The sequence below is a fragment of the Sphingomonas jatrophae genome (assembly GCF_900113315.1).
GTDB classification, from domain to species: domain Bacteria; phylum Pseudomonadota; class Alphaproteobacteria; order Sphingomonadales; family Sphingomonadaceae; genus Sphingomonas_P; species Sphingomonas_P jatrophae.
Genome location: NZ_FOZG01000001.1, coordinates 474,597 through 499,633 on the forward strand (window position 1 = coordinate 474,597; position 25,037 = coordinate 499,633).

The window sequence follows — 25,037 nt, forward strand, 5'->3', positions numbered from 1 at the left end:
TTCAGGCTGCCGCCGGCGCGGCGAGCTGCACGCGCGCGAAGGTGAGGGCGCGGGCCGCGCCGATGACGCCGACCTTCGCGGTCGCGGCGAGTGCCTGGGTGAAGGTGAAGTGCGAGCGGAGCGGCTTGGTGCGGCGGATGTCGCTGATGACCTGGTCGACATAGGCGGCGGTCGCAGGCTCACCGCCCTCGCCGTTCAGCGAGAGGACGAGCGCGAAGGTGTGCGGCGCCATCCGCGGCTCGGCCTGCCACCACTCGCGCACCACCACGTGGGCACCGTAGGCGGCGACCACGTCCGCAACCGAGCCGGCCGTGCCCTTGCGACGCTGGATGGCGATCGCGCGGCGAATGCGCTCGCGCTTCACCCATTCCGGCCAGTCGGTCGACCAGACGTCGATGGACAGCGCCCAGGCAAGGTAGGGCAGCAGCTGGACGGGGCAGGTGTCGGGGTTCCAGAGCGTGCGGAGCGGCACCGGCACATCGGAGATCCGCGCCGTGGCGGCCTCGAGCGCGCGCTCGAAGCGGGTGGCGTTGGGCGGCAACAGGCTCATTCGCCGGTGCCCACGATCGTCAGGGTGAGCGCCGTGCGCCACGCCGCCTGCTCGCCCGATACAACGATATCGGCAGCCGGAGCGGTGAGGGCGACGTTCTGGACGCCCTCGACGTGGAGCGCGGCGAAGATGCCCGAGCGCGTGACGTCGTAACCGAGCCGGTGGCTGCGCGCGCAATAGTCTTCGAGCTGCGCCTGCGCCTCTGCCAGCACGATCGCGGCATCGGGCCCGTCGAAGACGGTGATCGCTGCGTCGACCGAGTAGGTCACGATCTCTGCCGACTGCACAGTGACGGCATCCGTCAGGGGACGGCGGGTGTCGGCCGAGAGGTATGCATCGACGGCTGCGACCAGCTCGGCGTCAGCGGCGCCACTGCCGGTGCGCGACAGCACCGTGACCAGCACCTCGCCCGGTGCCGGGCTGGTGGCGGTCGCGTCCAGCACGTCAGGATCAGCGGAGAGCGCGTGAAAGAGGTAGGCGCCCTCAGGGCCAGCCACCGAATAACCCTCGGGTGCGAGCGTGATGCGACGGCGGAGCGCAGTGTCGCTCTCGTAGGTCGGATCGATGCCCTGCTGCGCGTCACCTTCGGCGATCAGCAGGCGGGAGACGCCGAACAGCGCGCCGAGATTGTCGAGGTTGGCGCCGGTTGCGAACGCGAGCATGTTGCCGCGGCCCGCGTCGTTGCAGTCGGCGCGGATCAGCAGCTCGCGGTAGGCGACCACCTCGAGGATCTTGATGGCGGGATCGGACTCGAGGAACGCGTCGAACTCGGGCAGCAGCTCGTGCAGCTGCTGGCGCATCGCCGTGAGGATCTGCTCAAACGAGAGCTGCTCGACGATCGTCGGCGCGGGCAGGCGCGACAGATCGACAGCGATGAAGGTCGAGGCGGCGGACATCCCGTCGCTTGTCGCGGGCGAAGGGGCGGGAGCGCCACGAAGCCGCCTTGTAGAGACGCACTCTACAAGGCGAGCGTCACCCGTCTCGAATGTCCGCTAACGCCCAATGTCAGCCGCTCCCGCAGCTCAGCCGAGCCCGATTGCGGACAATCGTTGAGCCTGCCAGACTATCGGCTAACCGATGACCCTGACCTCATGCGGGTGTTGGAGAAACGAGCTGGCCGCCGAGCGCTGATACCGGGATGGTAAGCAAGCGGACCGTCTTCAAGATTGGATCGGTAGGACCATGACCATCGAACGGCACAGCCGCGCGCGGAAGATCGAGCTCGGCCAGAAGCTGCTGGGCCGCCGGAAGGTATACCTCGACACTCGCTATTGGATCATCCTCCGAGAGACCGCGGCCGCTCGTCGGACCGACGCCGCCTCCCGCAAGCTGCTGCATTTCCTTCGTCGGGGCGTGAACGCCGGCCGCCTAGTCTGCCCGATAAGCGCTGACCTCTTCATGGAGCTCACGAAGCAGGCAAACACGCCAACGCGCCGGCAGGCCACTGCGCGCCTCATCGACGAACTAAGCCTCGGCGTAACGTCCATGGATCCGCAGACCCTGCTCGCGACGGAGGTACACCGGTTCCTATCGTCAGCACTTCACGGATCGGAGGCTGTGCATCCGATGCAGGAGCTCATCTGGACCAAGGTCGCCTACGCGCTTGGCGACATGCATCCAAAGCTTGACGGGCTGCCCCCGGAAGATGAACTCGAGTTGCAGAAGCGAGTCTTTGACCATCTCTGGGAGATGCCGCTGTCGGACCTTGTAGCCGGCATGGATAACGGCGCGGAACTGCACTGCGATTTTACCGAGCTCACCGACGATACGAACGCCCGAAATCAGGAGCATCGTAACGAGCTACGCAGCTACGAGAACGCCTACGACGTCGAGCTCCGTGGCGCCGTCGAGGTGGTTGGGGAGATCGCGGCGGACATCATCACCGAGATGCAGGCGCGGACGACAGGCAGTCGCCCGGACCCGAGCCCAGAGCAGCATGCCGCGTCAGTCAACATGTGCCGCAACCTCCTCTATCACGCCGTTAAGCGACCCGAGTATCGCGCCGCGATGCGCACGCTTCATGTGAAAGCGTCCATCCATGCAGCGATGCGGTGGGACAAAAAACGGCTGTTCAAGGCCAACGATTGGCACGACTTCGGGCATGCTACGATCGCGCTTACATACTGTGATGCATTCCTCACCGAAGGTCCGCTCCACCACCTCGTCACCTCCCGCGGAACCGGCCTGGAGGAGATCAACGGCTGCCGCGTGGCGTCCTCCGTCGACGATGCGTTAGCGATCGTCCGGAGACTTGTGGCAGACGGCTGACGATCGCCACAGGGTAGCTGCCGGCCGGCGACGTTTGAACAAAGAGCCGCTTAGGTCACCTCAGCGTCCGAGAGCGGCCGGGCCGCTGCCCACCATTAGCGGTCATCGAGCCGCGACGTGCTCGAGCAGGAGATCGAGGATCCGCGCTCGCTCGGCTTCTGTGAGACCGACCAGCGTGCGCCGCGCATAGCGGACTGGTTTGACCTTCGGGGAAGGACGATCAAGGCCGCCGTCCTGGTGGATGCGAGCGATCTCGGCCGCGCGACCGGCAAATCCGATCCATGCCTCGGCGTCGGTCGCGCCGGAGCGGAGGAAGCGGCCGCTGCGCAGCTTTCGGAACATGGCGGCGTTGCGGATGCGGCCCTTGCGGCGCAGCTTGCCGCTGCTCTTGTTCCGGTCGGTCGCATCGATCGGCAGGAACTGATCGACACGATCCCAGCGGAAGCTGCGCACAGCGCGGGCCTCGATGTCGAACCCCGTCAGCATGTCACCCTGCCGCAGCCAGCTCTTCATGAAGACCACGCGCGGCTCCGCCGCGCCCCTGGGATAGAGGAAGCGGACCGCGTACGCGCCGAGCTTAGGATCGTCGCGGACGCGTCGCGGCGAGAAGGCGGCGCCGGAAGGATCCTGCTGCCGAGCAATGCGTGCGGACTGCGTTGAACGGATCTCGCGCGCGATCGCGCGCAGCGTCCGCCGGCGCTCGCCGGGGCCGAGCCGGCGCAGCAGCTGGCCGGCGAGCTGCTCGATTTCGGCCAGATCGTCCATCAGGGCGCGACCAGCTCGGGCCCGGCCAAGCCCTCGCGCAGCACGACGCCGCAGACGCCCTCGAAGTGATCGCCGTCGTCGAGCGGCATGGGCCGATCTAGATAGGTCACCTCGAAGCCGCCGGCGTCGCGCGCGACGACGCGCACCCGCTCACTGAGATCGAGCTGCAGCGAGACGTCCTTCGCGCCTGTTTCGAGTAGCTCGGCCTCGAAGGTGAAGGGATCGCTGTCGCGCCGCTTGAGGAGGTCGGGCTGATGCTGTGCGATCCATGCGAGGACGGGCACGAACAGCGCGTTATCGTCGCCGGCGTAATCCTGCACGACGACGTTCGCGGTGTAGCGATATTCGAACGACAGCGAGCGCCCGGCGAGGCTGAGGATCTGCCCCTTGTCGACGAAAACGGACAGACGTCCCGGATCTTCCTTGAGACCGGGTACCAGGTAGAGCAGCAGATCGCGCAGGCTGTCGGGCTTCTTCATCGGATCAGTCCGCCGGTGTCGCGCAGTGCGCGTCCGGATCGTGCCAGTCGACCAGCCGATCGAGCCGGGCGGCATTGGCGGCGAAGGCGCCGGCGAGCGCGATCAGCGCCACCCGGAGCGGGGCAGGCAGGATTGCGACGGCATCTTCGGGTAGCGGCGCCGGGCGATCGGCGCAGCCGCGCAGATCCGGCGGCGGCGCTTTGTCGATCGTCACCGCAACCGCCGAGGGCGGCGCCGGCCGATCAACGTGGGCGCAGCCCGGCAGTGCGGTTGAGAGCAGCAATCCAGTCGCGACCCACGCGATCATCCGTGACCTGGGCATTGGCGGCCTCCATCTGGGCAGTAGCGGTGCGGGCAGCATCGGCGGCGGCCCGAGCGACGCGGGCATCTGCCGCGGCGCTGTTAGCGCGGCTCCGCTCGGCCGTGGCGAGCGCCTCGGCGGTGGCCTCGGCGGCCTCCGCCTTGAAGCGGGCGAGCGCCTGCACCGCGGTGAAGCATTCCGCGCCGCGCTTGCCCTTGGCCGGCATCAGCTCGGCGCCCGCGGCGGCGCACATCTTGTCGCCCCACGCGAGCAGCCGCGCGCGATCGGCGCGGGCTTCCGCGCCCCAGGCGTAAAGGGCTGCGCCAATCGCAGCGACGGCGAGCAGCAGCAACCAGCTGCGGTGACGCGCGAGGAGCGCGATCAGGGCGGTCACAGTCCGATCCCCCGCAGCCAGGCCGCCACGTCGAAGCACGGGCATGCCTTCAGCCACTCGTGCGGCTCGATCTTGCCGTCACGGTCGCGGTCGGGCGACCAGTCGCGGTGCCCACGGACGATCAGCCTCGGGAATCGCGCGCGATACTCGCGCACCAGGCGCTCCATCGTCGCCAGCTGTGCCGGCGTGCGCGTGTCCTTCGGCCTGCCCGCCTTGTCGACGCCGCCGACGTAGCAGATGCCGATATTGCCGGTATTCGCGCCGCCGGTGTGCGCACCGCGCTGATCGTCCCGCAGCGTCCGCACCGCGGTGCCGTCCAGCTCTATGACCCAGTGATAGCTAGGCTGGCCGAACTTGGCCTTGTCCCAGGCGGTGACCGCGCCTGCCTTGTCGTCGCGGCCCTCAGGCGTCGCGGCGCAGTGCAGCGTCAAGTAGCGCAGCGCCTGCGCGTTCATCCAGGCGATCGCCATCACGCGCCCTTCCGGGCAAGCCAGGTCTTCACCAGATCCGGCAGGGTGGCGAAGATGTCGGCGCCGCCCGCGATGAAGCGGGGCGTCGCCTTGAAGGCGATCATGCCGATGACGAAGCCGATCGACTGGCGCACGAAGTCGTCGAAGGCGAGCCACGCCTGCAGGCCAAGGCCGACATAGTAGGAGACGAGGATCCCGCTGACATAGGCAAGGAGGCGATCGCGCCAGGCGAGTCCGCGTTCGTGGATCTGCGCGACCAGGCTGCCGAAGGCCGCGGGCGCGAGCGCCCCCAGCATCTTGCCGACCGCATCGGCCGCATCGTGGAGAAGGGTTTCGATCGACATGGTCAATCCCAGAGCTGGATGAGGGGGAGTTCGCGCGCGGCGGGCACGACGATGGCGGGGACCGACACGGGCGTGCCGATCGGCAGGAGGGGCCCGAGGGCAGCGAGGCCGGGGTTGCCCGCCAGCACCGGCCCGAGATCTTCGGGCCCGAGGCCGCGCTCGCGGGCGAGCAGGCCGTCCAGCGCGTCGCCTTCGCGCGCGTGGAGCGTGTCGGCCATCAGATCAGCTCGACATCGGTGCGGCTGACGCCCAGCATGTCGCGGATCGCGTGCAGCGCATCGCGGCGCAGCTCGCCTGGTGTCTGATCGAGATCGGCGACCTGGCGCTGACCGGCGCCGGTCAGGTCCGTGTCGCGCTGCCGCTCCACCAGCTCGGCCTTGGCATAGGCGCCGATCGCGCGCCGGTAGAGGATGACCAGCTCGCTTTCGTCGCCCAGCTCGTCGGCGGGTACGGCGGCAAGGCTGGCATGGCCGGCGGCCTCGTGCCCGGCACGCCAGGAGCGCAGCTCCCGGTGGACGGTGACCATGGCGCCGAGCAGCGCTTCGCGCAGCCGCGATGACGTCACTGCGTCACGCACCCGCAGCTGCTCGCGGATGCTGCCCGGATCGATGTCGGGCCACCAGCCGCCGGCGATCTTCGGCTCTGCCGCCGGCGCGGGCGGGACGATGACGGTCGGACAGCCGACGATGGTGGTGGACATGCGCGGTTCCTTCCTCGCCCCGGTTTTCGGGGGTGGGGACCGGGTCAGACGGCGGCCCTCAGGCCGAAGCCCCTCCCGCGTCGCGCGATCCGCCCCCGAGCGCCGGGGGGCGAGCTACGTTCACCGGCGTTGCCGCCGGCGAAGCTGGTCTGATCAACCGGCGGCGCCGGTCTCTTCGTTGTCGGTTGCGGTCGCGGCGAGCTTCGCCGCCCGCTTGATCTTGTCCTCCACGCCGACGCGGGCGTGCAGCCGCTCGGCGCGTTCGAAGGCGGCGACGGCGAGCGCCGCGCGGGCGGGCGCCGCGTCGGCGTCCCCCGTCTCGGCCTGCCGCTGCAGCTCCATGCCGATCGCCTTGACCAGCTTGGCGCGGGCTTCGTCGGGCATGTCGTGCCCGGCGGTCAGCTCGGCGATGCGCTCCAGGACGTCGAGATCGAAGGCGTCACCGCGGCCGAGCGAGGCGAGCGCGGCTTCGGCGATCTCCTCGAGGATCAGCGTGCCCGCCGTGCGCTCGTAGCGCGCAGGCAGCGCGATCCCGTGCCGCAGCACATGCTCGGCGAGCGGCAGCGCGCCGACAAAGTCGCCGACGTCGATGCGCCAGATCATGATGGTGGGCAGCACCTGTTCGGTGGTGCCCGCGCCCGCCTGCTCGGCGCCGGCGACCAGGCCGTCGACCCAGGCGGCATATTCCGGCAGCAGGTCGCGCTTGGTCTCGATCTTCCGCTCGCGCGACTGGATCTGCTTCAGGCGGCGAAGATCATGGGTGAGGCGGAGCGCCATCTGCTCCGCCGCCGCGGCGGCTGGGCCGTTCGCGGCGGCGGGCAGGGCGAGCCCACCCTCGACCGAAGAGGGGTCCGCCGCGGTCATTTGTGCCAGGATGCGCTCCCGGTGACGTCGAGCGAGGCTCATTGCGGATCTCTTGTGAGGGCGGGCTACAGGGGCGGGGCGTCGGCCGGCGATCAGGCCGGCTTCTTGCCCATGACGACGTTTTCGACGAGCGCGCACATGCCGTAGTCCTCGACGACATAGGCTTCGTTGACGCTCTCGTAATTCTCGATCTGGTCGAGCGCGGGCTCGTCCTTGACCAGGCGGCGACGCGAGCCGTTCTGGACGTAGATCGACAGGTTATCGAGGCGGGTGATGAGGATGCTGTTCGCGGGGAAGAACGGCACCACCACCGCGCGCTTGCCGCCGATCTGCTTGGGCAGCGTCAGGATGCGATCGCGCGCCTCCATCTCGGTCGCCGTGTTGGACGCGGCCTCGATGATGTTGGCGTACTTGTCCTGCAGCAGGTTGCGGCCGACGATCACCACCAGGTCGGTATCGTCACGATTCCACTCGTCGAGCAGCTCGATCGCGTCGAACACGAGCGCGTCGAGGTTGACGTAATCGCGCTTCGTTTCATCATCGACCGGGTCGACATAGATCGCTTTGGTGGCGTCGGGCGTCAGGTCGCCGTCATTCAGCACGCGGGCGGGCGCGAAGGTGCGGATCTTGTAGAGCCAGCCCTTGTTGACGTCCTGCAGCAGCGGGTTGGCGGCGCGGTCGGTCTGCACGGCCACCGACGTGCCGTTCCAGCCGATCATGATCCGGTCGCGGCCCTGCTGCTTCAGGATGACATCGCGGACGAGCTGCTGGAACTCGGGCCGGTGCGCCCAAGCATCGAGCTTCGCATACTTGATCGCGTGATCGAAGTTGGTCTGCTCGCAGCGGTAGCGCCCGAGATCCGTGCTGTCGGTCGGATCGGTCGGCGTGCGGCGGTTGCCGGCGGCCGTGTTGGTGCGGCTGGCGAGCGGCCGCGTGATGCCGATGCCGACCTTGTCGCCTTCCTGCTGATCGACCGGCACCACCTGGATCTGGCTGAGGAAGCCACTCGACTGCTGGATCCGCTCCTCGAGCTTCTGCTCGACCGCGGGCGCGACGGTGAACTTCTCGGCCGCGGACGGCACCGAGTTGAGCAGCGCGATCGCGCTCACGTAGGAATGGAAGAGGGCGCGGGTGGCGTTACGCATGGGGGCTTGCTCCGGGGCGAGGGCAGGTGTGGTTCGAGGCGGCTCAGCAGTCGGTGGCGTACTTCGACGCCTCGGCACCGGTCGCCGGCGGTCGAGTGCCGCCCGGCTGCTCGGTGCTGCCGAGCTGCGTCTTCAGCGTGCCGAGTTCCGTGCGGAGCACGCCAACGTCGGTGTCGAGCTTGGTGGAGAGCGCAGTGACGCCGGCACCGAGCAGGCGGATGCCCTCGGCGAGCTGGGCGAAGTTGTCGTTGGCAGGCGGCGTGGCCGGCGGCGTGCCGGCGGGTGCGGGCGCCACCGGAGTGGCGGGGGCCGGCGTGCTGGTGGTGAAGCGCTCGAAGAACGTCTTCATGGCCGCGAACGCGCCGGTTGCGGCATCCGGCTCGGCCTGCTCAAGCTCGAAGGCGAACTCGACCGATGCCGAGATCAGGCTGTCAGGCTTGCTCTTGAAGCCGTCGATCATCGGCTTGGCCGCCGAGAAGGCGAGCATCTCGGTGCCGAGGCTCGCGGGATTGTCGGTGACGGCAAGGCCGACCAGGCCGGCCTTGCCGGTGGCGGCGAAGTTCGGCGCGATCTCGACCGAGCTGAACAGCTTCTGCCCGGCGCGGTTGATCTCGACCAGCTGATCGTTGACATCGAACTGCGCGTAGAGCGCGCGGCGGGTCTGCGACTTGCCGTCGAGCTGAAGCGCGAAATCCTCGGCCTTCACCGCGACGATCGAGCCGTAGGCGTTGAACGGCTTGTCGGGGCTGAAGCCGCGCAGATGCTCGCAGTTGATGCGGGCGGTGTAGGTCTCGGGATTGTAGCCGGCGGCCATCTGGTCGATCCAGTCGCGCTCGATCACGCGGCCGTCGGTGGTGGCGCCCTCGACGGCGACGCGGAAGAACTTGGTCTTGGCCATGCGGGTCGGTCCCTCGGATCGGTTCGGCTGCCGGGCAGCTGGTGACGGCCGCGAAAAGGGACTGAGGGCGCGATCTTCTCAAGCGAACCGCCTTGTAGAGACGCACTCTACAAGGCGGGGCGCTCCGGGCCGGGCAGCGCGCGTGGCTAAGTCGCGCCCGCAATGGACGTCCTGCCGCTCCCCCCGAAGATCGATGCGCGCCGCGAGGCTCGCAGCCTGTTCTGGCGTGGGTGGGGCGTGACGGAGATCGCCGCCGAGCTGCCGCTGCGCGCGATCATGGGCGAGGACGGCAAGGCGGTGCCCCGCGCTACGATCGAAAGCTGGAAACAGCGGGAGGCCTGGGAAAACGCCCCGATGATCCGGCGGCTCGAGGACAGCCTCGAGGTGCGCTATCAGGCGCTGCTCGCCAAGGACAAGCTGACCGGCGCCGACCTGACGCTGCTCGACGCGCTCGGCCGCCAGGTGGCGACGCTCGCCAAGATCCGTCGCTACGAAGCGCCCGGCGGGCACGAGGGCGATCTCAACGAGAAGGTCGCCAACCGGAACGCCGCGCCGAAGAAGAAGGCGAAGCCGAACCACTTCACCGCCGACCAGGTCGCCGAGCTGCGGCGGATCTTCGAGAGCGAGCTGTTCGGCTACCAGGAAGACTGGCTCGCCAGCTCATCGCTCCGCACGCGCATGATCCTGAAGTCGCGCCAGATCGGCGCGACCTGGTACTTCGCCCGCGAGGCGCTGATCGACGCGCTCGAGACCGGGCGCAACCAGATCTTCCTGTCCGCCTCCAAGGCACAGGCGCACATCTTCCGCGGCTACATCGTCCAGTTCGCCAAGCGGGTCGGCGTCGACCTGAAGGGCGACCCGATCATCCTGACGTCGGAGCTGATCCCCGAGGACGAGCCCGCGGCCGAGCTGCACTTCCTCGGCACGAACGCCCGCACCGCGCAGGGCTATCACGGCAATTTCTACTTTGACGAATTCTTCTGGGTCTACGGCTTCGAGGAGCTGAACAAGGTCGCCAGCGGCATGGCGATGCACAAGAAGTGGCGTCGCACCTACTTCTCGACGCCATCGACCATCCGCCACCAGGCGCATCCATACTGGACGGGCGAGCGCCGCAACCGCCGGGTCAAGAAGGCTGACCGAATCGAGATCGACGTCAGTCATGAGGCGCTGAAGGCGGGCCGGCTGTGTGAGGACGGTGTATGGCGGCAGATCGTCACGATCGAGGATGCCGAGGCCGCCGGCTGCGACCTGTTCAACCTCGACGAGCTGCGCATTGAATATGCGCCCGACGAGTTCGCCAACCTGCTGCTGTGCCAGTTCGTCGACGACAGCCTGTCGGCCTTCAAGTTCAACGAGCTGGTCGCCGCGGGCTGCGACAGCCTGGTCGAGTGGGCCGACTTCAATCCGGATGCCAAGCGCCCGTTCGGCAACCGCGAGGTGTGGGCCGGCTACGATCCGCAGGAGAGCGAGGACGGCGACAATGCCGGCTTCATCATCGCCGCGCCGCCGACGAAGCCCGGCGGCACGTTCCGGCTGCTCGAGAAGCATTCGCTCCGCGGGCTCGACTTCGAGCAGCAGGCGCTGTTCATCCGCACCATCCTCGCGCGCTACAATTGCACCTACCTCGGCGTGGATGCGACCGGCATCGGCGCGGCCGTGTTCCAGCTGCTCGGCAAGGCGGACAGCAACGGCAATGTGGCCGTCCGCGGCCTGACCAAGATCGAATATTCGCTCGAGACGAAGGCCACCATGGTGATGAAGGCGCAGAACCTGCTGCGCCGCGGCCGTGTCCAGTGGGATGCGGGCTGGCTCGACGTCGTCTCATCCTTTCTGTCGATCAAGAAGGCGCTGACCGGCAGCGGCCGCGCGATCACCTTCAAGGCGGGGCGCTCCGAGGCGGACGGCCACGCTGACCTCGCCTGGGCGGCCATGCACATCTTCGCGAACGAGCCGCTCGACGGCCAGGCCAGGCAGCAGACCAGCATGGAGATCTTCGAATGAGCAGGGCAGGGCGCGCGCGGCGTATGTCGCAGCGGGAGGCCGCGAGCGCGGCCGCGGGCGCGATCGTCGCGGCGAACGATCCAGGCCGCGCGATTGAGACCTTTGCGTTCGGGGATCCCGAGCCGGTGCTCAACCGGCGCGAGCTGCTCGACATGCTCGAATGCTGGCACAACGGGCGGTGGTATGAGCCGCCGGTGCCGGTCGACGGGCTGGCGCGCGCGTTCCGCGCATCGCCGCATCACAGCTCGGCGATCCTGCTGAAGCGCAATCTGGTCACATCGGCGCTGATCCCCACGCCGTGGCTGTCACGATCGACGTTCGGCAAGGCGCTGCAGGATTATCTGGTTTTCGGCAACGGCTACCTCGAGCGGCGCGACAGCGTGCTCGGCACGCCCCTGCGGCTTGATTATTCGCCGGCAAAGTTCACTCGTCGCGGGGTGGAGGCAGGGTCTTTCTTCTACGTGCCCGGCGGCCGCAGCGAGACCGAGTTCAAGCGCGGCTCAGTGATCCAGACGGCGCAGCCCGACATCAACCAGGAGATCTACGGCGTCCCGGAATATCTCAGCGCCCTGCAGTCGGCGCTGCTGAACGAGGCCGCCACGCTCTTCCGCCGCCGCTATTACCTGAACGGCAGCCACGCCGGCTACATTCTCTACGCCACGGGTGACATCGACCAGGGCGACACGGACAAGCTGAAGGCGGCGCTCCGCGCGTCAAAGGGGCCGGGCAATTTCCGCAACCTGTTCGTCCATGCGCCGAACGGCAAGGATGGCAGCCTGAAGATCCTGCCGATCGCCGAGGCGGGCGCGAAAGACGAGTTCCTCGGCATCAAGAATGCGACTCGCGATGACGTGTTGGCTGCGCACCGGGTGCCGCCGTCGCTGCTCGGCATCGTGCCGGCGCAGGGCTCGACGACGGGCAACCCGCTGCAGGCGATGCAGATGTTCTGGGAACTCGAGATCGTGCCGCTGATGCTGCCCTGGCTCGAGATCAACGATCGCCTGGGCGTGCCCGCCGTCGCGTTTGAAGAGCGGGAGTTCGCGCCTGGTGCGACTTGACCGTTGTCACGGAGCCCTCACGCTCGCCACTGGGCGGGCGAGAACGCTTAGATAGGTAGGGCGTGCGGCAAGCTTCCTTTGTCACGCGTCTCTCGTAGGTAGCTCTCCGGCCAACCGATCCCGAGCCGGCGGTACCGCCCCAAAACAGCGTCATCGTCGACTACGTTGCCCGATAGTACGTCAGCGAGAGCCCCAATGAGCGCGACGTGCGCGGTCTCGAGTGGATGCTCGAACGTCGGATCTTCCACTAAGGACCTTGCCACTCTGAGTGACGTCTCGGCTTGGGCGATGTCGCCGGACTGCAGGTGCGCGCTCGCCTCCCCCAGCCAAGACCACAATTCGCTGTCGCGGTTCCCAGTGGCGCTTCCGAAATCGATAGCCTGGTGGTAGTGCGCGAGGGCGGTATGCTCGTCTCTGGCGTGACGCAGCGCCTCTCCGAGCGCTAGGTGTGCGTTCCCAATAGATCTGGCGTCGCCTTGAGCATTCGCCATTTCCAATCCCTCACTAGCAAGACGGACCGCCTCTGCCACGTCGCCGGTCTTCGCCAGCGACCTAGCAAGCGACCGGTAAATCGCGGCCTGGCCGGCTTCGTCGGCGTGGGCCAGCAGCGTCCGAAGTCGCTCGGTTGAAGCGCGAACCCCATCCTCGTCCATTACGTCGCGCAGAGCGGTATTCAGGATCAGCTCGCGTTCAAGTTGAACGTCGGCGGCTGAGGGCGCCTGCCTAATGAGCTTATCCGATAGCGACCAGACCAGACCGTATCGATTGAGGCGGAGCGCGAGTTTCATGCGCAGCAAGTCTGCGGCGTTGCGCAGCGGCGTCCCCGCTGAAGCCTGCAGTTCAACGGCGCGCAGGGGCTCGTGGACCGCGGCGTACCTACCAAGGTCCAGCTGGAGACGCGCAGCCTGAAGAGCGTGCTCGATCACGCCGCTGCTGAGGGTCTCGGCTCCCGGCGCCGCCCGCCAGGACGTTGTGAGAAGCAACAAGCTGTCATCCTGCGCTCCATGCTCCGCCAGGCTAGTCGCCAGCTTGGCGATGTTTTCGCCCGATTGCCGCTCAACGAGCCGCGGCGCGACGAGGGACAGCAGCCCGCCCGTCAACTCACCGCTCGTGAAGCCGGCATGCTCAAACGCTTTGTACCACACTTCCTTCAATTCGTCGCGCCGTCGAACGCCTATGCCGCTGAGCCAGCTGATTGCATAGCTTGAATGGACGAACCGTGTCCTGTGACCGACATGCCGGATCAGACTGGCTCCGTAGAGCTCGTCGATAGCAGATCGGCTATCGATGCTGGCCACATCGGCGACGGCCTCAAGGAACGTGCGTGGAACGGCGACGTCGCCAGGAAGGAGCGACATTAGGTCGCCCAACAAGTGCGCAGCAGGCGTCAGCGAACGGCGCCGTGCTGCCTGCAGCTCATCGAAGTCGGGTACGCGGGGAGCGCCGCGGCCGGACAGCACCGCATACAGAAGCTCCGCAAGGTATGCAGGACGACCGCCGCGGGATCGTTGGATCAGGTCGTCAACTGTCGATGCGTCAGCCGCGCGCCCGATCACATCCTCGTGCCATCGCGCGATCTCGTCTCGGCCCAGTTCGGGTATGCTATGAACGTCGCCGTTGGCTGCTTTGATCGCGGGCACCATGGCCCCGCGCCAATCGCTTGGCGGCTCCCGCTCAGAGTTGACCAGGATCAGCAACCTGCAGCTTTCGGGCTTCCGGCGCATCAGCACACGAAGGAACTCGCGTGCCGAGGTCTCCAGAAGCTCATACTCGTCGATGACGATGCAGAGCGGATTGCCAAGATCAGCCACGAACTGCAGGTACTCGACGATGAGCGCCCGCCGGTTCGCGGTGGCAGCCTCCGCCAGCTTGACGTAAGGTTCAGGCTCCGCGTCGATCCCCGTCAGAAAGTCCGTGAGAGCCTCCACGGTTTTCTCCGCCTTGTCCAAGCCTGCGGCCTTGGCGATGTCCTGCACCATAGCGCCGCCTATACGGCGCATGCTCGGCACCAGCCGACCAAGGAACCCTTGTGCCTTCTCGCCAAAACCTTGGAAATCGACTCGTGGCACGGCGCGGAGCTGCTCGCAAAGGCTACCGACGAGCAGCTCCTCGGTGGCTGCAATGCCGCCGTCGATAAATAGCGGGCTTGGACCTCGCTCCTTTTGGCAAAGCCGAGCAAATTGGTAGCCGAACTCGGACTTTCCAGCTCCTGTCACCCCTTCAAGTCCGATGATCGTGCAACCTGCCTCCAGATCGGCCATAAGCTCATTGGCAAACGCGTCGCGGCCCCAAAGGCGGGGCCGGTCCATGCGATAAAGGGTGACGGGATTGGCGGACATAGCGAGCGAATCGACCGGTAGCGGTTCTGACTGCGAATGGCCGCAAATTTCTGACCTTGTGCCGGTCGCGGTTCCGACCGCTCACGGCATGGTCTACGCACAACTGGCGAATGTCGGTGCCGAGAACCTGCTCGTGATTAGCAGCGGCAAGAGGGTCGCTCTGCCCGTGGTGCGGTTCCACTCTTCCTGCGCCTTCGGTGAGGCTATCGGCGCGACCGACTGCGACTGCGGCGTTCAGCTCGAAGCAGCGATAGCGGCGATCGCGCGCGAAGGCGGCGTGGTGACCTACGCCTGGGAAGAGGGGCGTGGCATCGGCATTGCGGGAAAGATGGCTGCGTTGGCGCTCCAGCAGGCGGAGGGACTCGACACCGCCGAGGCGTTCGGCAGGCTCGGACATGAACCCGAGCCGCGCGACTTCGACAACCACGTGGCCGCCTTGCGCCGTATGTTCGATGGCGCAGCCGTAAGGCTGGCGTCCGCAAACCCCGCGAAGGAGGCTGCCTTGTTCAGGGCTGGCATCGAGGTGAGGGAGCGGATCAAGCTCTCCGTGCCGTTGACCGAGGAGCGCGCTGCCTACGTAGCCGGAAAGGTGTTGGCCCTCGGCCACCATCCATGAGCCTCGATCGCGCTCTCGATGGTGTCCCGTTCGCCATCGACAAGTTCAGGTGCCTTGAGGCGGCACGGATGCTTGCCAAGTTCAAACCCGATGAGGAGCACTTTCCGTGGTCTCTGGCGACGCCCATCGCGCAAGTCGCGTTCAAGACACTCTTCGTGTCGATCTGCCACCGGATGAACTGGGACGTCCTCCAGTCCGCCCTGGCGGAATGGATGCTTCCTGACACGGACAGGAGGCTTGCAGAATTTGCTGCGACATCGCCCAAACAGATACGTGAGCTCCTCGCAACGTACGCCCGGCAGGAACGTGTGCTTCCGCATCAGCGGGCCAGCATGCTGCGCGACACGGCGACAACGCTGTTAGAGCTCTCCCAGTCCGATGGCCCGATCCGACGGCTCCTGAAGCAGCCTCACCTTGAGGGGGCCGACGGTTTCTATGCGCAGTTCGGCCGTATTGCGGCGTTTCAGGGCGATCCCCTCGAGAAAAAACTCCGCGTGCTAGCTCACGATCTCCACCGTGAAGGTATCATGCGTTTTAGCGATCCGCAGAATCTGCGGCCCGCGGTGGAGTACCACCTCTTACGGCTCTATCTTCGGACAGGTCGTGTCTTCCCCACACGTCCTGCTGTCGTCGAGGCGTTGACAGGAGAACCGCGGCCGGCGCGGCGGCGCCTGGTCATGCTACTCAGGGAAACGGTGGACCAAGCGATGCGTGATTGTGCGCAGTATGCAGGTTTGGACGTCGCCACGCTCAACTACCTGGAGTGGCAGCTCGCGCGCACAATTTGCATTTCGGAACTCGGTCCCGAATGGCATCCGCATTGTGTGAACGCACCAGCGCAGGAACTGCCGCATGATGTGGCTCGGCTCGTTGCCGGTCCGTGTCCTTACGGGCAGTCTTGCCGAACGCTAGGCGATCGTGGGTACGAGTGGTTCAACGAGCCACAGTTCGAGAAGGCAATCTACTAAACTTTTGAGAGCAGGATGACGGTCTCCGCGAGCTGCGGCTTTGGCAGCGCGGCGCGGGTATGAGGGCTCAACCGCGACATTGAGTTGCGTACCTTGAACCGCTCGACGCCAACTAGATCCAAGCCATGGATCTGAGCGATATCGCCAAGCAAGTCGGCGACGGGCACGAGGATTTCCTTGTAAAAGGTATCCTGTACCACCAGCAGCGCTATGCCCTTTGGCGCGAGCCAGCCGGCGAAGCGTGCTAAGGCTCGCGACATGTCTTCGAAGTAGTAGCGAAATCCCTTCGCATAGTAGCGCTCTGAGGCGTAGCTGCGGTGCGTCCTCACGCGCTCTATGAGCATTTCGACCGAGCGCGGCAGCTCAACTCCGGCGTGATCGCCACGGATTAAGGGCGTGCCAATCTGAATCTCGCGAAGGCGGCGCTCGATGTCCCGGTCGCCTGCCAGCAACAGCTCCGCCGCTGGCAAGTAGTGGCGGATGTAGTCGGTGCGATTGGGGTAGGGAGGCGAGGTCACGATCGCGTCAACGCCGCCCTCGGCCCAGTCGAGGTCCGCCACGTCGCGGTTCGACAGCCGAACGGACATCCCTTCTGCGCGCGACGGCAGCTGCGCGGCATAGTCGCAAAGCGAGCAGATCGCGGCTTCGACGGCGCTCTCGAAATCGCCGTCGATTACCGCGCCGCCCCCGGCACGCTTCGTCCAGGTCGGATTGGAGCCGCGCAGCCGCTTGTGCATCGAAATGCGGGCGATCGAAAGAATATGGAGGCAGCACAATCCAAACTGGGCTTCCTCGGTGGAGGGATCCAATAGGCAATCGACTACCGTTTGGCCGCGCGGCAGCAAGGCATTTACGGCGGATCGGAAGCGGCTCTCGTCATCGGCGCCCCGGCTCTCTGGAACGAGTGACCGCACGGTTTGGGTGGCCCGCTCCAGCTCCGCAATCGTCGCCGTGCGCACGCAGCACGACGCCACGGCGAATGGGTTCAAGTCGTTTAAGACGAGATCCACCGGATAAACCCGGGCGGCTTCGCCGAGCGTGCCCATGCCGGCAAACGGATCGGCGATGCGCGTGTGGCCGCGAGACAGGCACTCCTTCAACGCGAAGGAGGCGAACTCGGTCGAGAACGCCGTGTACAGGCTCGCGAGCCGGCCGAACGAGGCCTTGTCAGCCGGGCTCGGCTTAGGGTTGGGGCACCCCTCAAGGAGCCCGCGCGTGCGTTCGCCAAACAGGTCGGGATCAGCTGGAGCCAGTCTCATGCTCTGATCATAGCATGGGTTCGGAGGATTGCCGTACTGCGCTAACGCCGATCGGCAGGAGATTTGGTCCATCAGTCGTCCTTGCCCCGGAGCGTCCGGACTTCGCTCGTAACGTTGATGCACGCGCGGGGCTGCCCTCAGTCAGCAGCTAAGGCCAGCGGCGCAACATCGCTACGCCCCCTCTCTGAACCGCCGCTACCCCGAAACGCGCGCTTTTCCCCCCGCCTCGCCCGCGGTCTTTTCGTGTCGCTTTTGATGCACCCGCCAGCTCCAGCTCCTCCAAGGGTTTTCGCGCACTCCGCGCTGAGCTGAGACCAGCCCGAACGGTGATGCGGATTGATGCAGCTAGGCGGCATGTCACCCGGCACGCCGCTGCGGTACTTCGGAGAGGTTCGCGACCTCCTCTAAGGTGCGCGCGCGAGCCTGACGGACCCTGATGCTCGCATCGATCAGAGGTGTGGCGTCGACAGCCTGGACCCACGCCGGCACGATCAACCAAACCTTCCCGCGCCGATCCCGCTGACCGTTCTTCGTCGCGAGCGCATCGTCAAATGCCTCGGCCTGCCATCGTCGCCAAGGGCCAGCTGGCCGAGCGAAGACCATCAGCCGAAATCGGCGTCCCGCGTCGCGACGCAGACGCATCTCCTCCCGTCGATCCAGTCCAACTCCGCCACTCGCCATATCCACATCCCGCGACTCGACAGATAACGGGATGAGAACAAGACGAGAACAATCCTACGAGTCAAAGGCTCGTAGCCGATAGGGATAAGTGCTCCACAACTTCAACCCAGCTTGTGGATAACTCGCGATCTCTGAACCGGGCCGCCGTCGCCGTCGCCTGCACCGAAGTGCCGCTGAGAGGGTATGCGGGAAAGGTCTAACATCCCTCACCCGGCGCTGAATTCCAGCGTAAGTACCTGATTAAACGTGATTCGACCAGTTAGGTCGATAACCTCACCGCCCCTTACCGAACCGAACAAGCGACCTAACATCCGCAGAAATCCGCCATTCTTAAAAGCCAGAATGTTAGGTTTTCATCATCTAACCTGATTAGGTCGAGGTGAGGCGTTGAGTTAGGCCGAAATTGGCAGATTTCCGCCATTGTTAGGCATGTTAGGTTTTTCCCGGAACCGGCCTCAGGGGCAGCGGCGGCGTCAAGGCATACCGCTTCCCGGACGGTTATGCTGCTCCAGCAGGCGTTCGCTACGCTCGGAAGGTTCGGAGGTGACTGCGCAAGCGGTAGCGCTCCTCCGCTACCACATCTCGAATTTGACGCGATACGACGGACCTACTCCGCTTCGACGCGCTTTGGCGGTTTCAGCCGGCTCATCGCGTACCCAATTGGCGTCCAGCGAATCCCCGCTCCCGCGCGCGCTTCATACTGCTTGATAAACCTGCGCAGTTCATGTGCCGGCTTTTCGACAAAGTGCCAAGACAGTGCGGCAGCGATTAGTGAGGCAGGGACGGCCAGCACAAGATTGATATACCACTGCTGCACGGCAGGCCCGATCGACATGAAACCCTGCTGGATCGCATAGCCGTACACGAACAAGCCGTAGGAGTAATCCGTCCCGCTCAGCAGCTTGAGCTTGCGTGGATTGCAGAGGCCCAGATAGGTTGTCGCATAGGCCATCGGAAGGGGCGCGAAGAGATCCCCAACCAGTGGAAAAGACGTCAGCACTAGGATGAGGCAGACGGAGAAGAGGCACAGCTTGCCGCTCCAAGGCACCCGATCGCGGTTCAGGAAAAGGGCGAGCCCGGCGAGAAAGGTGATTACGATCAGGTACGCAGGCAATCCGGTGGGAGCGCGACCTGGATCAAGACGCACGAAGAACAGCACGGAGGCGGATGCCCAGAGAATCACGATCGCGAGGACAAGCAGCCGGGGATGACGGGCGAAGCCGAGGATGGCGAGGCCACTCAGCGTGATGTAGCAGCCAAGTTCCCAGGGTAACGTCCACAACTGGCCGTTAACCGCTAGCGACTTTGGATTGTCCAGGAACACGCCCGGCAAGACGTAGCTGACGTGCCCGCTAATGCCGGCCAGAAACCTGAAGAAGAGTTCGTCACTGAAGTAGCGAGCTGGCGACAGATCTGTAAGCAACGGTCCCATTACCAAGGCGGCGAGTAGCGCATAGACAGCCAGCGCGGGGTAGATGCGGATCACACGGAGTCCGAGAAAGCCTGCGATGGTCTTCGATCGCTCAAGTGAACCAGCGACGAGGAAGCCGCTAATCGCAAAGAAGCAGGGGACGATCGATGTCGGCAGGGGGCGCCAGATGCTGTTCTGAATGGCGTCTTGCGCGGCCGTGCCATAACTGGTTACGACCGAGTGCCAGCAGATCACAGCGAGTGATACGATCAGCCGCATGTAGTCAAAGCCGCTAGGACGGCCGTCGACCTCACGTAGTCGTTCTTCGATCGTCACTTATCATCCCCATCGTCCCGGCGCGAAGTTGCGATGGGATGCTGGCTAGCATCGCCGATGCCGTTGCTCTCTGGCTGACACGTTCGAAACGGATCATTGGATGTGCGAGGCGGCTGATCGCCCGCGCCGATGCCGCTGACCGTCATTGCTCATCACGGCCGCGTTGCGCAAACGGGCGTTGGCACCCTATCTGACCCGCAACGAACCGATCACGCGAAAGGCCGCCATGTCCGCCGACGTCCACACCAAGATGCTGATCCTCGGCTCCGGCCCGGCGGGTCTGTCCGCTGCCATCTATGGCGCGCGGGCGGGGCTGGCGCCGATCGTGGTGCAGGGGGTGCAGCCCGGCGGTCAGCTGACCACCACCACCGATGTCGAGAATTATCCCGGCTTTCGTGAGGTGATCCAGGGCCCCTGGCTGATGGAGGAGATGCAGGCGCAGGCGGAGCATGTCGGCGCACGCATGCTGTGGGACACGATCGTCGATGTCGATGTGTCGACGCGGCCTTTCCGTCTCACGGGCGATGGCGGCACGGTTTACGTCGCCGAGACGCTGGTGATCGCCACGGGTGCGCAAGCGAAGTGGCTGGGCCTGGAGAGCGAGCAGCGGCTGCGCGGGCAGGGCGTGTCCGCCTGTGCGACATGCGACGGCTTCTTCTACCGCGGCAAGAAGGTGGCGGTGATCGGGGGCGGCAACACCGCGGTGGAAGAGGCCCTATACCTGACCAATCACTCGCCGGACGTGACGCTGATCCACCGCCGCGACTCGCTGCGCGCCGAGAAGATCCTGCAGGAGCGGCTGTTCGCGCATCCGAACATCAAGGTGCTGTGGAACACCGTCGTCGACGAGTTCGTCGCGGGGGAGGGCACTGCGGGGCTCGTCGCGCTCCAGCTGCGCGATCGTGAGAGCGGCGAGACGCATCGCCTCGACGTGGATGGCGCGTTCACCGCCATCGGCCACTCACCAGCGACCGAGCTGTTCCGCGGTAAGCTGGACCTGGACGATGACGGCTATCTGCTGGTCGAGCCGGGCACCGCGCGGACGGCTATCCCGGGCGTGTTCGCGTGCGGCGACGTGATGGACAAGATCTATCGTCAGGCGATCACGGCGGCCGGAACAGGCTGCATGGCCGCACTCGATGCGGAGCGGTTCCTCGCGGCGGTAGCGCATCCCGCACGCGAGGCTGCGGCGGCCGGGCATGAGGAGAAGATCGGGGCCTGGTAGGCCTCGGTCACTCCTCGCGCTTGGCGCCGTCCAGGAGTTGCTCGGTTCGGTCGCGTGCCTGAGCTTCGGCGGCCTTCTCCGCTTTGGTGCGGCCGTGCTTGGCGCGGTTCTCCGCTGCGACGGTCTTCGCCTCAATGCGCTGCTTTGCCTTGCGCGCCGTGCGCAGGTTGATGATTTCGGCCACCGGCTCTCGCCTCAGTAGGGCGGATCGCGCCGCTCGCGCTGTTCGCGGGCGGCTTCCGTCCACCATGACAGGTCGTCGGCGAATCGGGTGAAGGCGCGATCGAGCGACTTGCCCGCATCCCCGACCGGGCGCCCCTCTGCATCGAGCGTCTGGGTGATCGGGCCGACAGTGAGCGTGCTGGGCACGACGACCATGCCCATTTCAGACAGCGGGCCATGCCACGCACTGTTCGCGCGCGCGCCCGCAAGGCGTCCGGCGGAGTAGCTAGCGACGGCGGCCGGGCGCCAGAACCATTCCTCGAGGAAATGGTCGGTGAGGTTCTTCAGCCCCGGTTGCATCCCCCAATTATATTCGCCCGCGACAAACACGAAGGCGTCGGCGGTGCGGATCTTCTGCGCCAGCGCCGCCATTGCCGGCGGCGCTTCGCCCCGGGGATATTCCTTGTACATGCGGTCCAGCATCGGCAGGCCGACCGCCTTGGCGTCGATCAGATCCGCCACCGCACCCCGCTCACCCAGCCGGCGGACGAGATAGTCGGCCAAGCGAATGCCCGTGCGATCGGAACGATACGATCCGTAGAGGACGAGAATGTGATCAGCCATGCCGGATCATACCCGGCCCTGCTGCGGATGCCAAAAGCGCATGGTGCCGGTCTGATCCATCAGCCGCCCAGCGACTCGGCTTTCTCGGCAAGCTCCAGCCAGCGCAGCTCAGCCTCCTCCTTGCGCCGCCGTGCTGTTTCGATCGCGACTGTCAGGCCCGCAAAGCGCGCGGGATCGCGCGTGTACAGTGCCGGATCGGCAAGCGCTGCTTCGTCGGCGCGAATCGATGCTTCGATCTTCTCGATCTCCGTAGGCAGCAGATCGAGATCGCGCTGATCCTTGTAGGTCAGCTTGTTCGCCTTGGCGGCTGGCTTCGGCGTCTCGGGCTTCGTGCCCCCGGAACGCTTCGCCTCTGCCGGCCGCGCGCGCTTGCGCTCCCAATCCGCGTAGCCGCCGGCGACGATATCCACCTTGCCCGATCCGTCGAGACCGAGCGTCAGCGTTACGGTGCGATCGAGAAAGTCGCGATCGTGGCTGACGAGGAGGACAGTGCCGTCATAATCGGCGATCACCTCCTGCAGAAGATCGAGGGTTTCCATGTCGAGATCGTTGGTCGGCTCATCCAGCACGAGCAGGTTGGACGGGCGAGCAAACTCGCGCGCCAGCAGCACGCGCGATCGCTCACCGCCGGACAGCGCCTCCACCCGCGCTTCGGCGACGGCGGGATCGAACAGGAACTCCTTGAGATAGCCGTGGACGTGCTTCTTGACGCCACGGACCTCGATCCAGTCGCCACCCTCCGCCAGAACTTCGCGTACCGTCTTGCCGGGCGTCAGCAGGCGGCGCTGCTGGTCGATGACGACGCTGTCCAGCGTCTTGGCGAGCTTGATCTCACCCTCGTCGGGTGCCGTTTCACCGGTGAGCAGGCGCAGCAGGGTGGTTTTGCCCGCGCCGTTCGCGCCGACGATGCCGATGCGGTCGCCACGCTGGATGCGCAGCGTGAAGTCCTTGATCACCGTCCGCTCGCCGAAGCGCTTGGTGACGGCCTTAGCTTCGATCACCGAGCGGGTGCGCACGTCGTCCGTGGCGATGCCGAGGTTCGCGGTGCCGGCGGGGCCGATCATCGAGGCGCGGGCGGCACGCATCTCGATCAGCTTGGTCAGGCGGCCCTGGTTGCGCCGCCGCCGGCCGGTCACGCCACGCTGCAGCCAATGCTCTTCCAGCTTCAGCCGAGCATCCAGTTTCTCGGCCGCGCGCTCGTCCTCGGCGGCGACCTGCTCCGCCCAGGCCTCGAAGCCGCCATAACCGACCTCTGCCCGTCGGATGCGGCCACGATCCAGCCACAGGGTCGAGCGGGTCAGCCTGGTGAGGAAGGTGCGATCGTGGCTGATCACGACAAAGGCGCCGCCGAAGCGGGCAAGCCAATTCTCCACCCACTCGATGGCGGCGAGATCGAGGTGGTTGGTCGGCTCATCCAGCAGCAGCACGTCCGGCTCCATCGCCAGCGCGCGCGCGATGGCAGCCCGGCGACGCTCGCCACCGGACGCACTCGCCGCCTCCCGGCCGAGATCGAGTCCGATCTGGTCGGCGATCGACTCAACCACATAGGCCGGCGGCGCATCGGCACCCGCCGTCGCATAGTCGCGCAGCGTCGCATGACCGGCGAAGTCGGGCTCCTGCTCGAGCAGCACCACCTTGGCGCCGGGCACCACCGTGCGCCGGCCTTCATCCGCATCGATGATGCTGGCGAGCAGCTTCAGCAGCGTCGTCTTGCCTGCCCCGTTGCGGCCGATCAGCGCCAATCGGTCACGCGGGTGGATGAAGATGTCGAGATTGCGGAACAGCCAGCCCGATCCCTGGATGAGACCGAGTTGTTCATAAGCGAGGATGGGTGCGGCCATGCGGCCGAGCTAGGCGTTACCGCCCGGCTTGTGAAGTCGCGCGGTATCTGTGCCACAGTGCGGCAGAATAGCCCCGCCGCCGAGCATTCACGGCCTGTTCAATGGCTTGGGCCTATGCCAACGCCACCATGCCGATGAACAGATTCCTGCCCGCCGCGCTGATCGCCGCCACGCTGGCGCTGCCGTTCGCGGCAGATGCGCAGCCCGAGCGCCGCCGCCGGTCCGATCAGAACTTCGCCTACGACCAGACCCGGCGTGGCGAGATCAAGCCGCTGCGCGAGATCGAGAACCGTGTGCTGCCGCGCATGGGCGGCGCACGTTATCTGGGGCCGGAGCTGTACGATGATCGCTATCGGCTGAAGTTCATGTCCAAGGGCTCGGTGATCTGGGTAGACGTTGATCCCCGCACGGGTGCCATCATCGGTCGCGCGGGCGACTGAGAGACGCGCTCAGGCTTATCAGCTCACCCGTTCCTCCTCTTCCCGTTGAGCAGCGCCGCTGCTTCGCGTAATCGGCGCGTTCGGACCTGAGGAGAGCGAGTTCCATGCGCGTTTTGATCGTCGAGGACGAGCCCAATCTCGGCCGCCAGCTGCGGGCCACGCTGGAAGGCGCGGGCTATGCGGTGGATCTCGCGACGGATGGCGAGGATGGGCATTTTCTCGGCTCCACCGAGAGCTACGACGCGATCGTGCTGGATCTGGGCCTGCCCGAGATTGACGGCCTGACCGTGCTCGATCGCTGGCGGCGCGAAGGCAAGGAGACGCCGGTGCTGGTGCTCACCGCGCGCGACAGCTGGTCGGACAAGGTGGCCGGGCTGGATGCGGGCGCGGACGATTACCTCGCCAAGCCGTTCCAGACGGAGGAGCTGATCGCCCGCCTGCGCGCGCTGATCCGCCGCGCTGCGGGCAACGCCTCGTCTGAGCTGATCGCCGGCGACGTGCGGCTCGACACGCGCAGCGGCAAGGTGACTTTGGCCGGTGAGCCGGTGAAGCTGACCGCGCAGGAATATAAGCTGCTCAGCTACCTGATGCACCACAAGGGCAAGGTGGTGAGCCGGACCGAGCTGATCGAGCATATCTACGATCAGGATTTCGACCGCGATTCGAACACGATCGAGGTGTTCGTCACGCGCATCCGCAAGAAGCTGGGTCAGGACGTTATCACCACCATCCGCGGCCTCGGCTACTCGCTCGACGACCCGGCGCGCTGAGCGGGTAGGCCGTGGCGACGAACGACCCGCCCGCGGCGGACGCCTGGTGGCGTATTCCCGGCAACATGCTGCGCATGATGGTCGGGCGGCCGATGCGGGTCGGAGCGGACCGGCCCGATGCCGGC

27 protein-coding genes are annotated in these 25,037 nt (G+C 66.1%); 8 read left to right on the plus strand and 19 right to left on the minus strand.

The annotated features are described in order from the left end of the window. Nucleotide 1: 1 nt before the first annotated feature. Together BM360_RS02235 and BM360_RS02240 are read right to left on the minus strand one after the other, a co-directional pair. Entirely contained in the window at nucleotides 2–550 is a 549-nt protein-coding gene (locus BM360_RS02235; protein WP_093310089.1) for a phage tail protein I, read from the minus strand. After that, nucleotides 547–1,446: a baseplate assembly protein gene (locus BM360_RS02240; protein ID WP_093310090.1), complete on the minus strand. Its 900-nt coding sequence runs from the start codon at nucleotides 1,444–1,446 to the stop codon at nucleotides 547–549. The genes BM360_RS02235 and BM360_RS02240 overlap by 4 nt, the downstream gene beginning before the upstream one ends. A 286-nt stretch (nucleotides 1,447–1,732) precedes the next feature. Between BM360_RS02240 and BM360_RS02245 the strand changes: the two genes are divergently transcribed. After that, on the plus strand, nucleotides 1,733–2,818 hold the full coding sequence (locus BM360_RS02245) for a hypothetical protein (protein WP_093310092.1): 1,086 nt from the start codon (nucleotides 1,733–1,735) through the stop codon (nucleotides 2,816–2,818). A gap of 102 nt (nucleotides 2,819–2,920) precedes the next feature. Here BM360_RS02245 and BM360_RS02250 read toward each other — a convergent pair whose 3' ends face one another. From BM360_RS02250 to BM360_RS02300, 11 genes are all read right to left on the minus strand, one after another. Further along, nucleotides 2,921–3,583 (minus strand): phage virion morphogenesis protein, encoded by a 663-nt coding sequence (locus BM360_RS02250; protein WP_242653273.1) that lies wholly within the window; start codon nucleotides 3,581–3,583, stop codon nucleotides 2,921–2,923. Then, nucleotides 3,583–4,062, minus strand: a complete 480-nt coding sequence (locus tag BM360_RS02255) for a phage tail protein (RefSeq protein ID WP_093310095.1) — start codon at nucleotides 4,060–4,062, stop codon at nucleotides 3,583–3,585. Before BM360_RS02255 ends, BM360_RS02250 begins: the two co-directional genes overlap by 1 nt. 4 nt (nucleotides 4,063–4,066) lie before the next feature. Then, nucleotides 4,067–4,276, minus strand: coding sequence for a hypothetical protein (locus BM360_RS02260; protein ID WP_242653274.1), 210 nt, complete (start codon nucleotides 4,274–4,276; stop codon nucleotides 4,067–4,069). 28 nt (nucleotides 4,277–4,304) lie between these two features. Continuing rightward, complete coding sequence (locus tag BM360_RS02265; protein WP_093310097.1) at nucleotides 4,305–4,757, minus strand: hypothetical protein; 453 nt, start codon at nucleotides 4,755–4,757, stop codon at nucleotides 4,305–4,307. Further along, a complete protein-coding gene (locus BM360_RS02270) occupies nucleotides 4,754–5,227 on the minus strand; it encodes an N-acetylmuramoyl-L-alanine amidase (protein WP_242653275.1) in 474 nt (157 codons plus the stop codon). The genes BM360_RS02265 and BM360_RS02270 overlap by 4 nt, the downstream gene beginning before the upstream one ends. Next, complete coding sequence (locus BM360_RS02275; protein ID WP_093310100.1) at nucleotides 5,227–5,571, minus strand: hypothetical protein; 345 nt, start codon at nucleotides 5,569–5,571, stop codon at nucleotides 5,227–5,229. The genes BM360_RS02270 and BM360_RS02275 overlap by 1 nt, the downstream gene beginning before the upstream one ends. Before the next feature lie 2 nt (nucleotides 5,572–5,573). Continuing rightward, entirely contained in the window at nucleotides 5,574–5,789 is a 216-nt protein-coding gene (locus BM360_RS02280) for a tail protein X (RefSeq protein WP_093310106.1), read from the minus strand. Continuing rightward, a complete protein-coding gene (locus BM360_RS02285; protein ID WP_093310109.1) occupies nucleotides 5,789–6,271 on the minus strand; it encodes a head completion/stabilization protein in 483 nt (160 codons plus the stop codon). The genes BM360_RS02280 and BM360_RS02285 overlap by 1 nt, the downstream gene beginning before the upstream one ends. Before the next feature lie 153 nt (nucleotides 6,272–6,424). After that, nucleotides 6,425–7,177 (minus strand): phage terminase small subunit, encoded by a 753-nt coding sequence (gpM, locus tag BM360_RS02290; protein ID WP_093310113.1) that lies wholly within the window; start codon nucleotides 7,175–7,177, stop codon nucleotides 6,425–6,427. A 50-nt stretch (nucleotides 7,178–7,227) separates the two neighbouring features. After that, nucleotides 7,228–8,280 (minus strand): phage major capsid protein, P2 family, encoded by a 1,053-nt coding sequence (locus BM360_RS02295; protein WP_093310116.1) that lies wholly within the window; start codon nucleotides 8,278–8,280, stop codon nucleotides 7,228–7,230. Nucleotides 8,281–8,323: 43 nt separating this feature from the next. Further along, nucleotides 8,324–9,178, minus strand: coding sequence for a GPO family capsid scaffolding protein (locus BM360_RS02300; RefSeq protein ID WP_093310118.1), 855 nt, complete (start codon nucleotides 9,176–9,178; stop codon nucleotides 8,324–8,326). 162 nt (nucleotides 9,179–9,340) lie between these two features. On the opposite strand from BM360_RS02300, the gene BM360_RS02305 reads away from it, so the two are divergent. Then, nucleotides 9,341–11,182: a terminase large subunit domain-containing protein gene (locus BM360_RS02305; RefSeq protein ID WP_093310121.1), complete on the plus strand. Its 1,842-nt coding sequence runs from the start codon at nucleotides 9,341–9,343 to the stop codon at nucleotides 11,180–11,182. Further along, nucleotides 11,179–12,240, plus strand: coding sequence for a phage portal protein (locus BM360_RS02310; protein ID WP_093310124.1), 1,062 nt, complete (start codon nucleotides 11,179–11,181; stop codon nucleotides 12,238–12,240). Before BM360_RS02305 ends, BM360_RS02310 begins: the two co-directional genes overlap by 4 nt. A 47-nt stretch (nucleotides 12,241–12,287) precedes the next feature. Here the strand turns inward: BM360_RS02310 and BM360_RS02315 are convergent, their stop codons facing one another. Continuing rightward, nucleotides 12,288–14,579 carry a tetratricopeptide repeat protein gene (locus BM360_RS02315; RefSeq protein WP_093310126.1) on the minus strand — a complete coding sequence of 764 codons (2,292 nt, stop codon included), beginning with the start codon at nucleotides 14,577–14,579 and terminating at the stop codon, nucleotides 12,288–12,290. 58 nt (nucleotides 14,580–14,637) lie between these two features. Here BM360_RS02315 and BM360_RS02320 point away from each other — a divergent pair, with 58 nt between their 5' ends. Then, nucleotides 14,638–15,195: a GTP cyclohydrolase II gene (locus tag BM360_RS02320; RefSeq protein WP_278247410.1), complete on the plus strand. Its 558-nt coding sequence runs from the start codon at nucleotides 14,638–14,640 to the stop codon at nucleotides 15,193–15,195. Beyond that, a complete protein-coding gene (locus BM360_RS02325) occupies nucleotides 15,192–16,163 on the plus strand; it encodes a hypothetical protein (RefSeq protein WP_093310136.1) in 972 nt (323 codons plus the stop codon). The genes BM360_RS02320 and BM360_RS02325 overlap by 4 nt, the downstream gene beginning before the upstream one ends. Here BM360_RS02325 and BM360_RS02330 read toward each other — a convergent pair. Beyond that, complete coding sequence (locus BM360_RS02330; RefSeq protein ID WP_131819159.1) at nucleotides 16,160–17,494, minus strand: hypothetical protein; 1,335 nt, start codon at nucleotides 17,492–17,494, stop codon at nucleotides 16,160–16,162. The two genes, BM360_RS02325 and BM360_RS02330, sit on opposite strands and share 4 nt — an antisense overlap. Nucleotides 17,495–18,710: 1,216 nt before the next feature. Next, on the minus strand, nucleotides 18,711–19,850 hold the full coding sequence (locus tag BM360_RS02335) for an acyltransferase family protein (protein WP_131819160.1): 1,140 nt from the start codon (nucleotides 19,848–19,850) through the stop codon (nucleotides 18,711–18,713). 250 nt (nucleotides 19,851–20,100) lie between these two features. On the opposite strand from BM360_RS02335, the gene trxB reads away from it, so the two are divergent. Beyond that, on the plus strand, nucleotides 20,101–21,075 hold the full coding sequence (gene trxB, locus BM360_RS02340) for a thioredoxin-disulfide reductase (RefSeq protein WP_207544558.1): 975 nt from the start codon (nucleotides 20,101–20,103) through the stop codon (nucleotides 21,073–21,075). Nucleotides 21,076–21,082: 7 nt separating this feature from the next. Here the strand turns inward: trxB and BM360_RS02345 are convergent, their stop codons facing one another. Genes BM360_RS02345 through BM360_RS02355 form a run of 3 tightly spaced genes read right to left on the minus strand, consistent with a single transcriptional unit; the run spans nucleotide 21,083 to nucleotide 23,702 of the window. After that, entirely contained in the window at nucleotides 21,083–21,259 is a 177-nt protein-coding gene (locus BM360_RS02345; protein WP_093310154.1) for a DUF4169 family protein, read from the minus strand. An 11-nt stretch (nucleotides 21,260–21,270) separates the two neighbouring features. After that, entirely contained in the window at nucleotides 21,271–21,861 is a 591-nt protein-coding gene (locus BM360_RS02350) for an NADPH-dependent FMN reductase (RefSeq protein WP_093310156.1), read from the minus strand. Nucleotides 21,862–21,920: 59 nt separating this feature from the next. Further along, nucleotides 21,921–23,702: an ABC-F family ATP-binding cassette domain-containing protein gene (locus BM360_RS02355; protein ID WP_093310162.1), complete on the minus strand. Its 1,782-nt coding sequence runs from the start codon at nucleotides 23,700–23,702 to the stop codon at nucleotides 21,921–21,923. Nucleotides 23,703–23,803: 101 nt separating this feature from the next. Between BM360_RS02355 and BM360_RS02360 the strand changes: the two genes are divergently transcribed. Both BM360_RS02360 and BM360_RS02365 read left to right on the plus strand, forming a co-directional pair. Beyond that, nucleotides 23,804–24,142, plus strand: a complete 339-nt coding sequence (locus BM360_RS02360; protein WP_242653276.1) for a hypothetical protein — start codon at nucleotides 23,804–23,806, stop codon at nucleotides 24,140–24,142. Between the two features lie 104 nt (nucleotides 24,143–24,246). Further along, nucleotides 24,247–24,912: a response regulator transcription factor gene (locus tag BM360_RS02365; RefSeq protein WP_093310168.1), complete on the plus strand. Its 666-nt coding sequence runs from the start codon at nucleotides 24,247–24,249 to the stop codon at nucleotides 24,910–24,912. The last annotated feature ends 125 nt before the right edge of the window (nucleotides 24,913–25,037 follow it).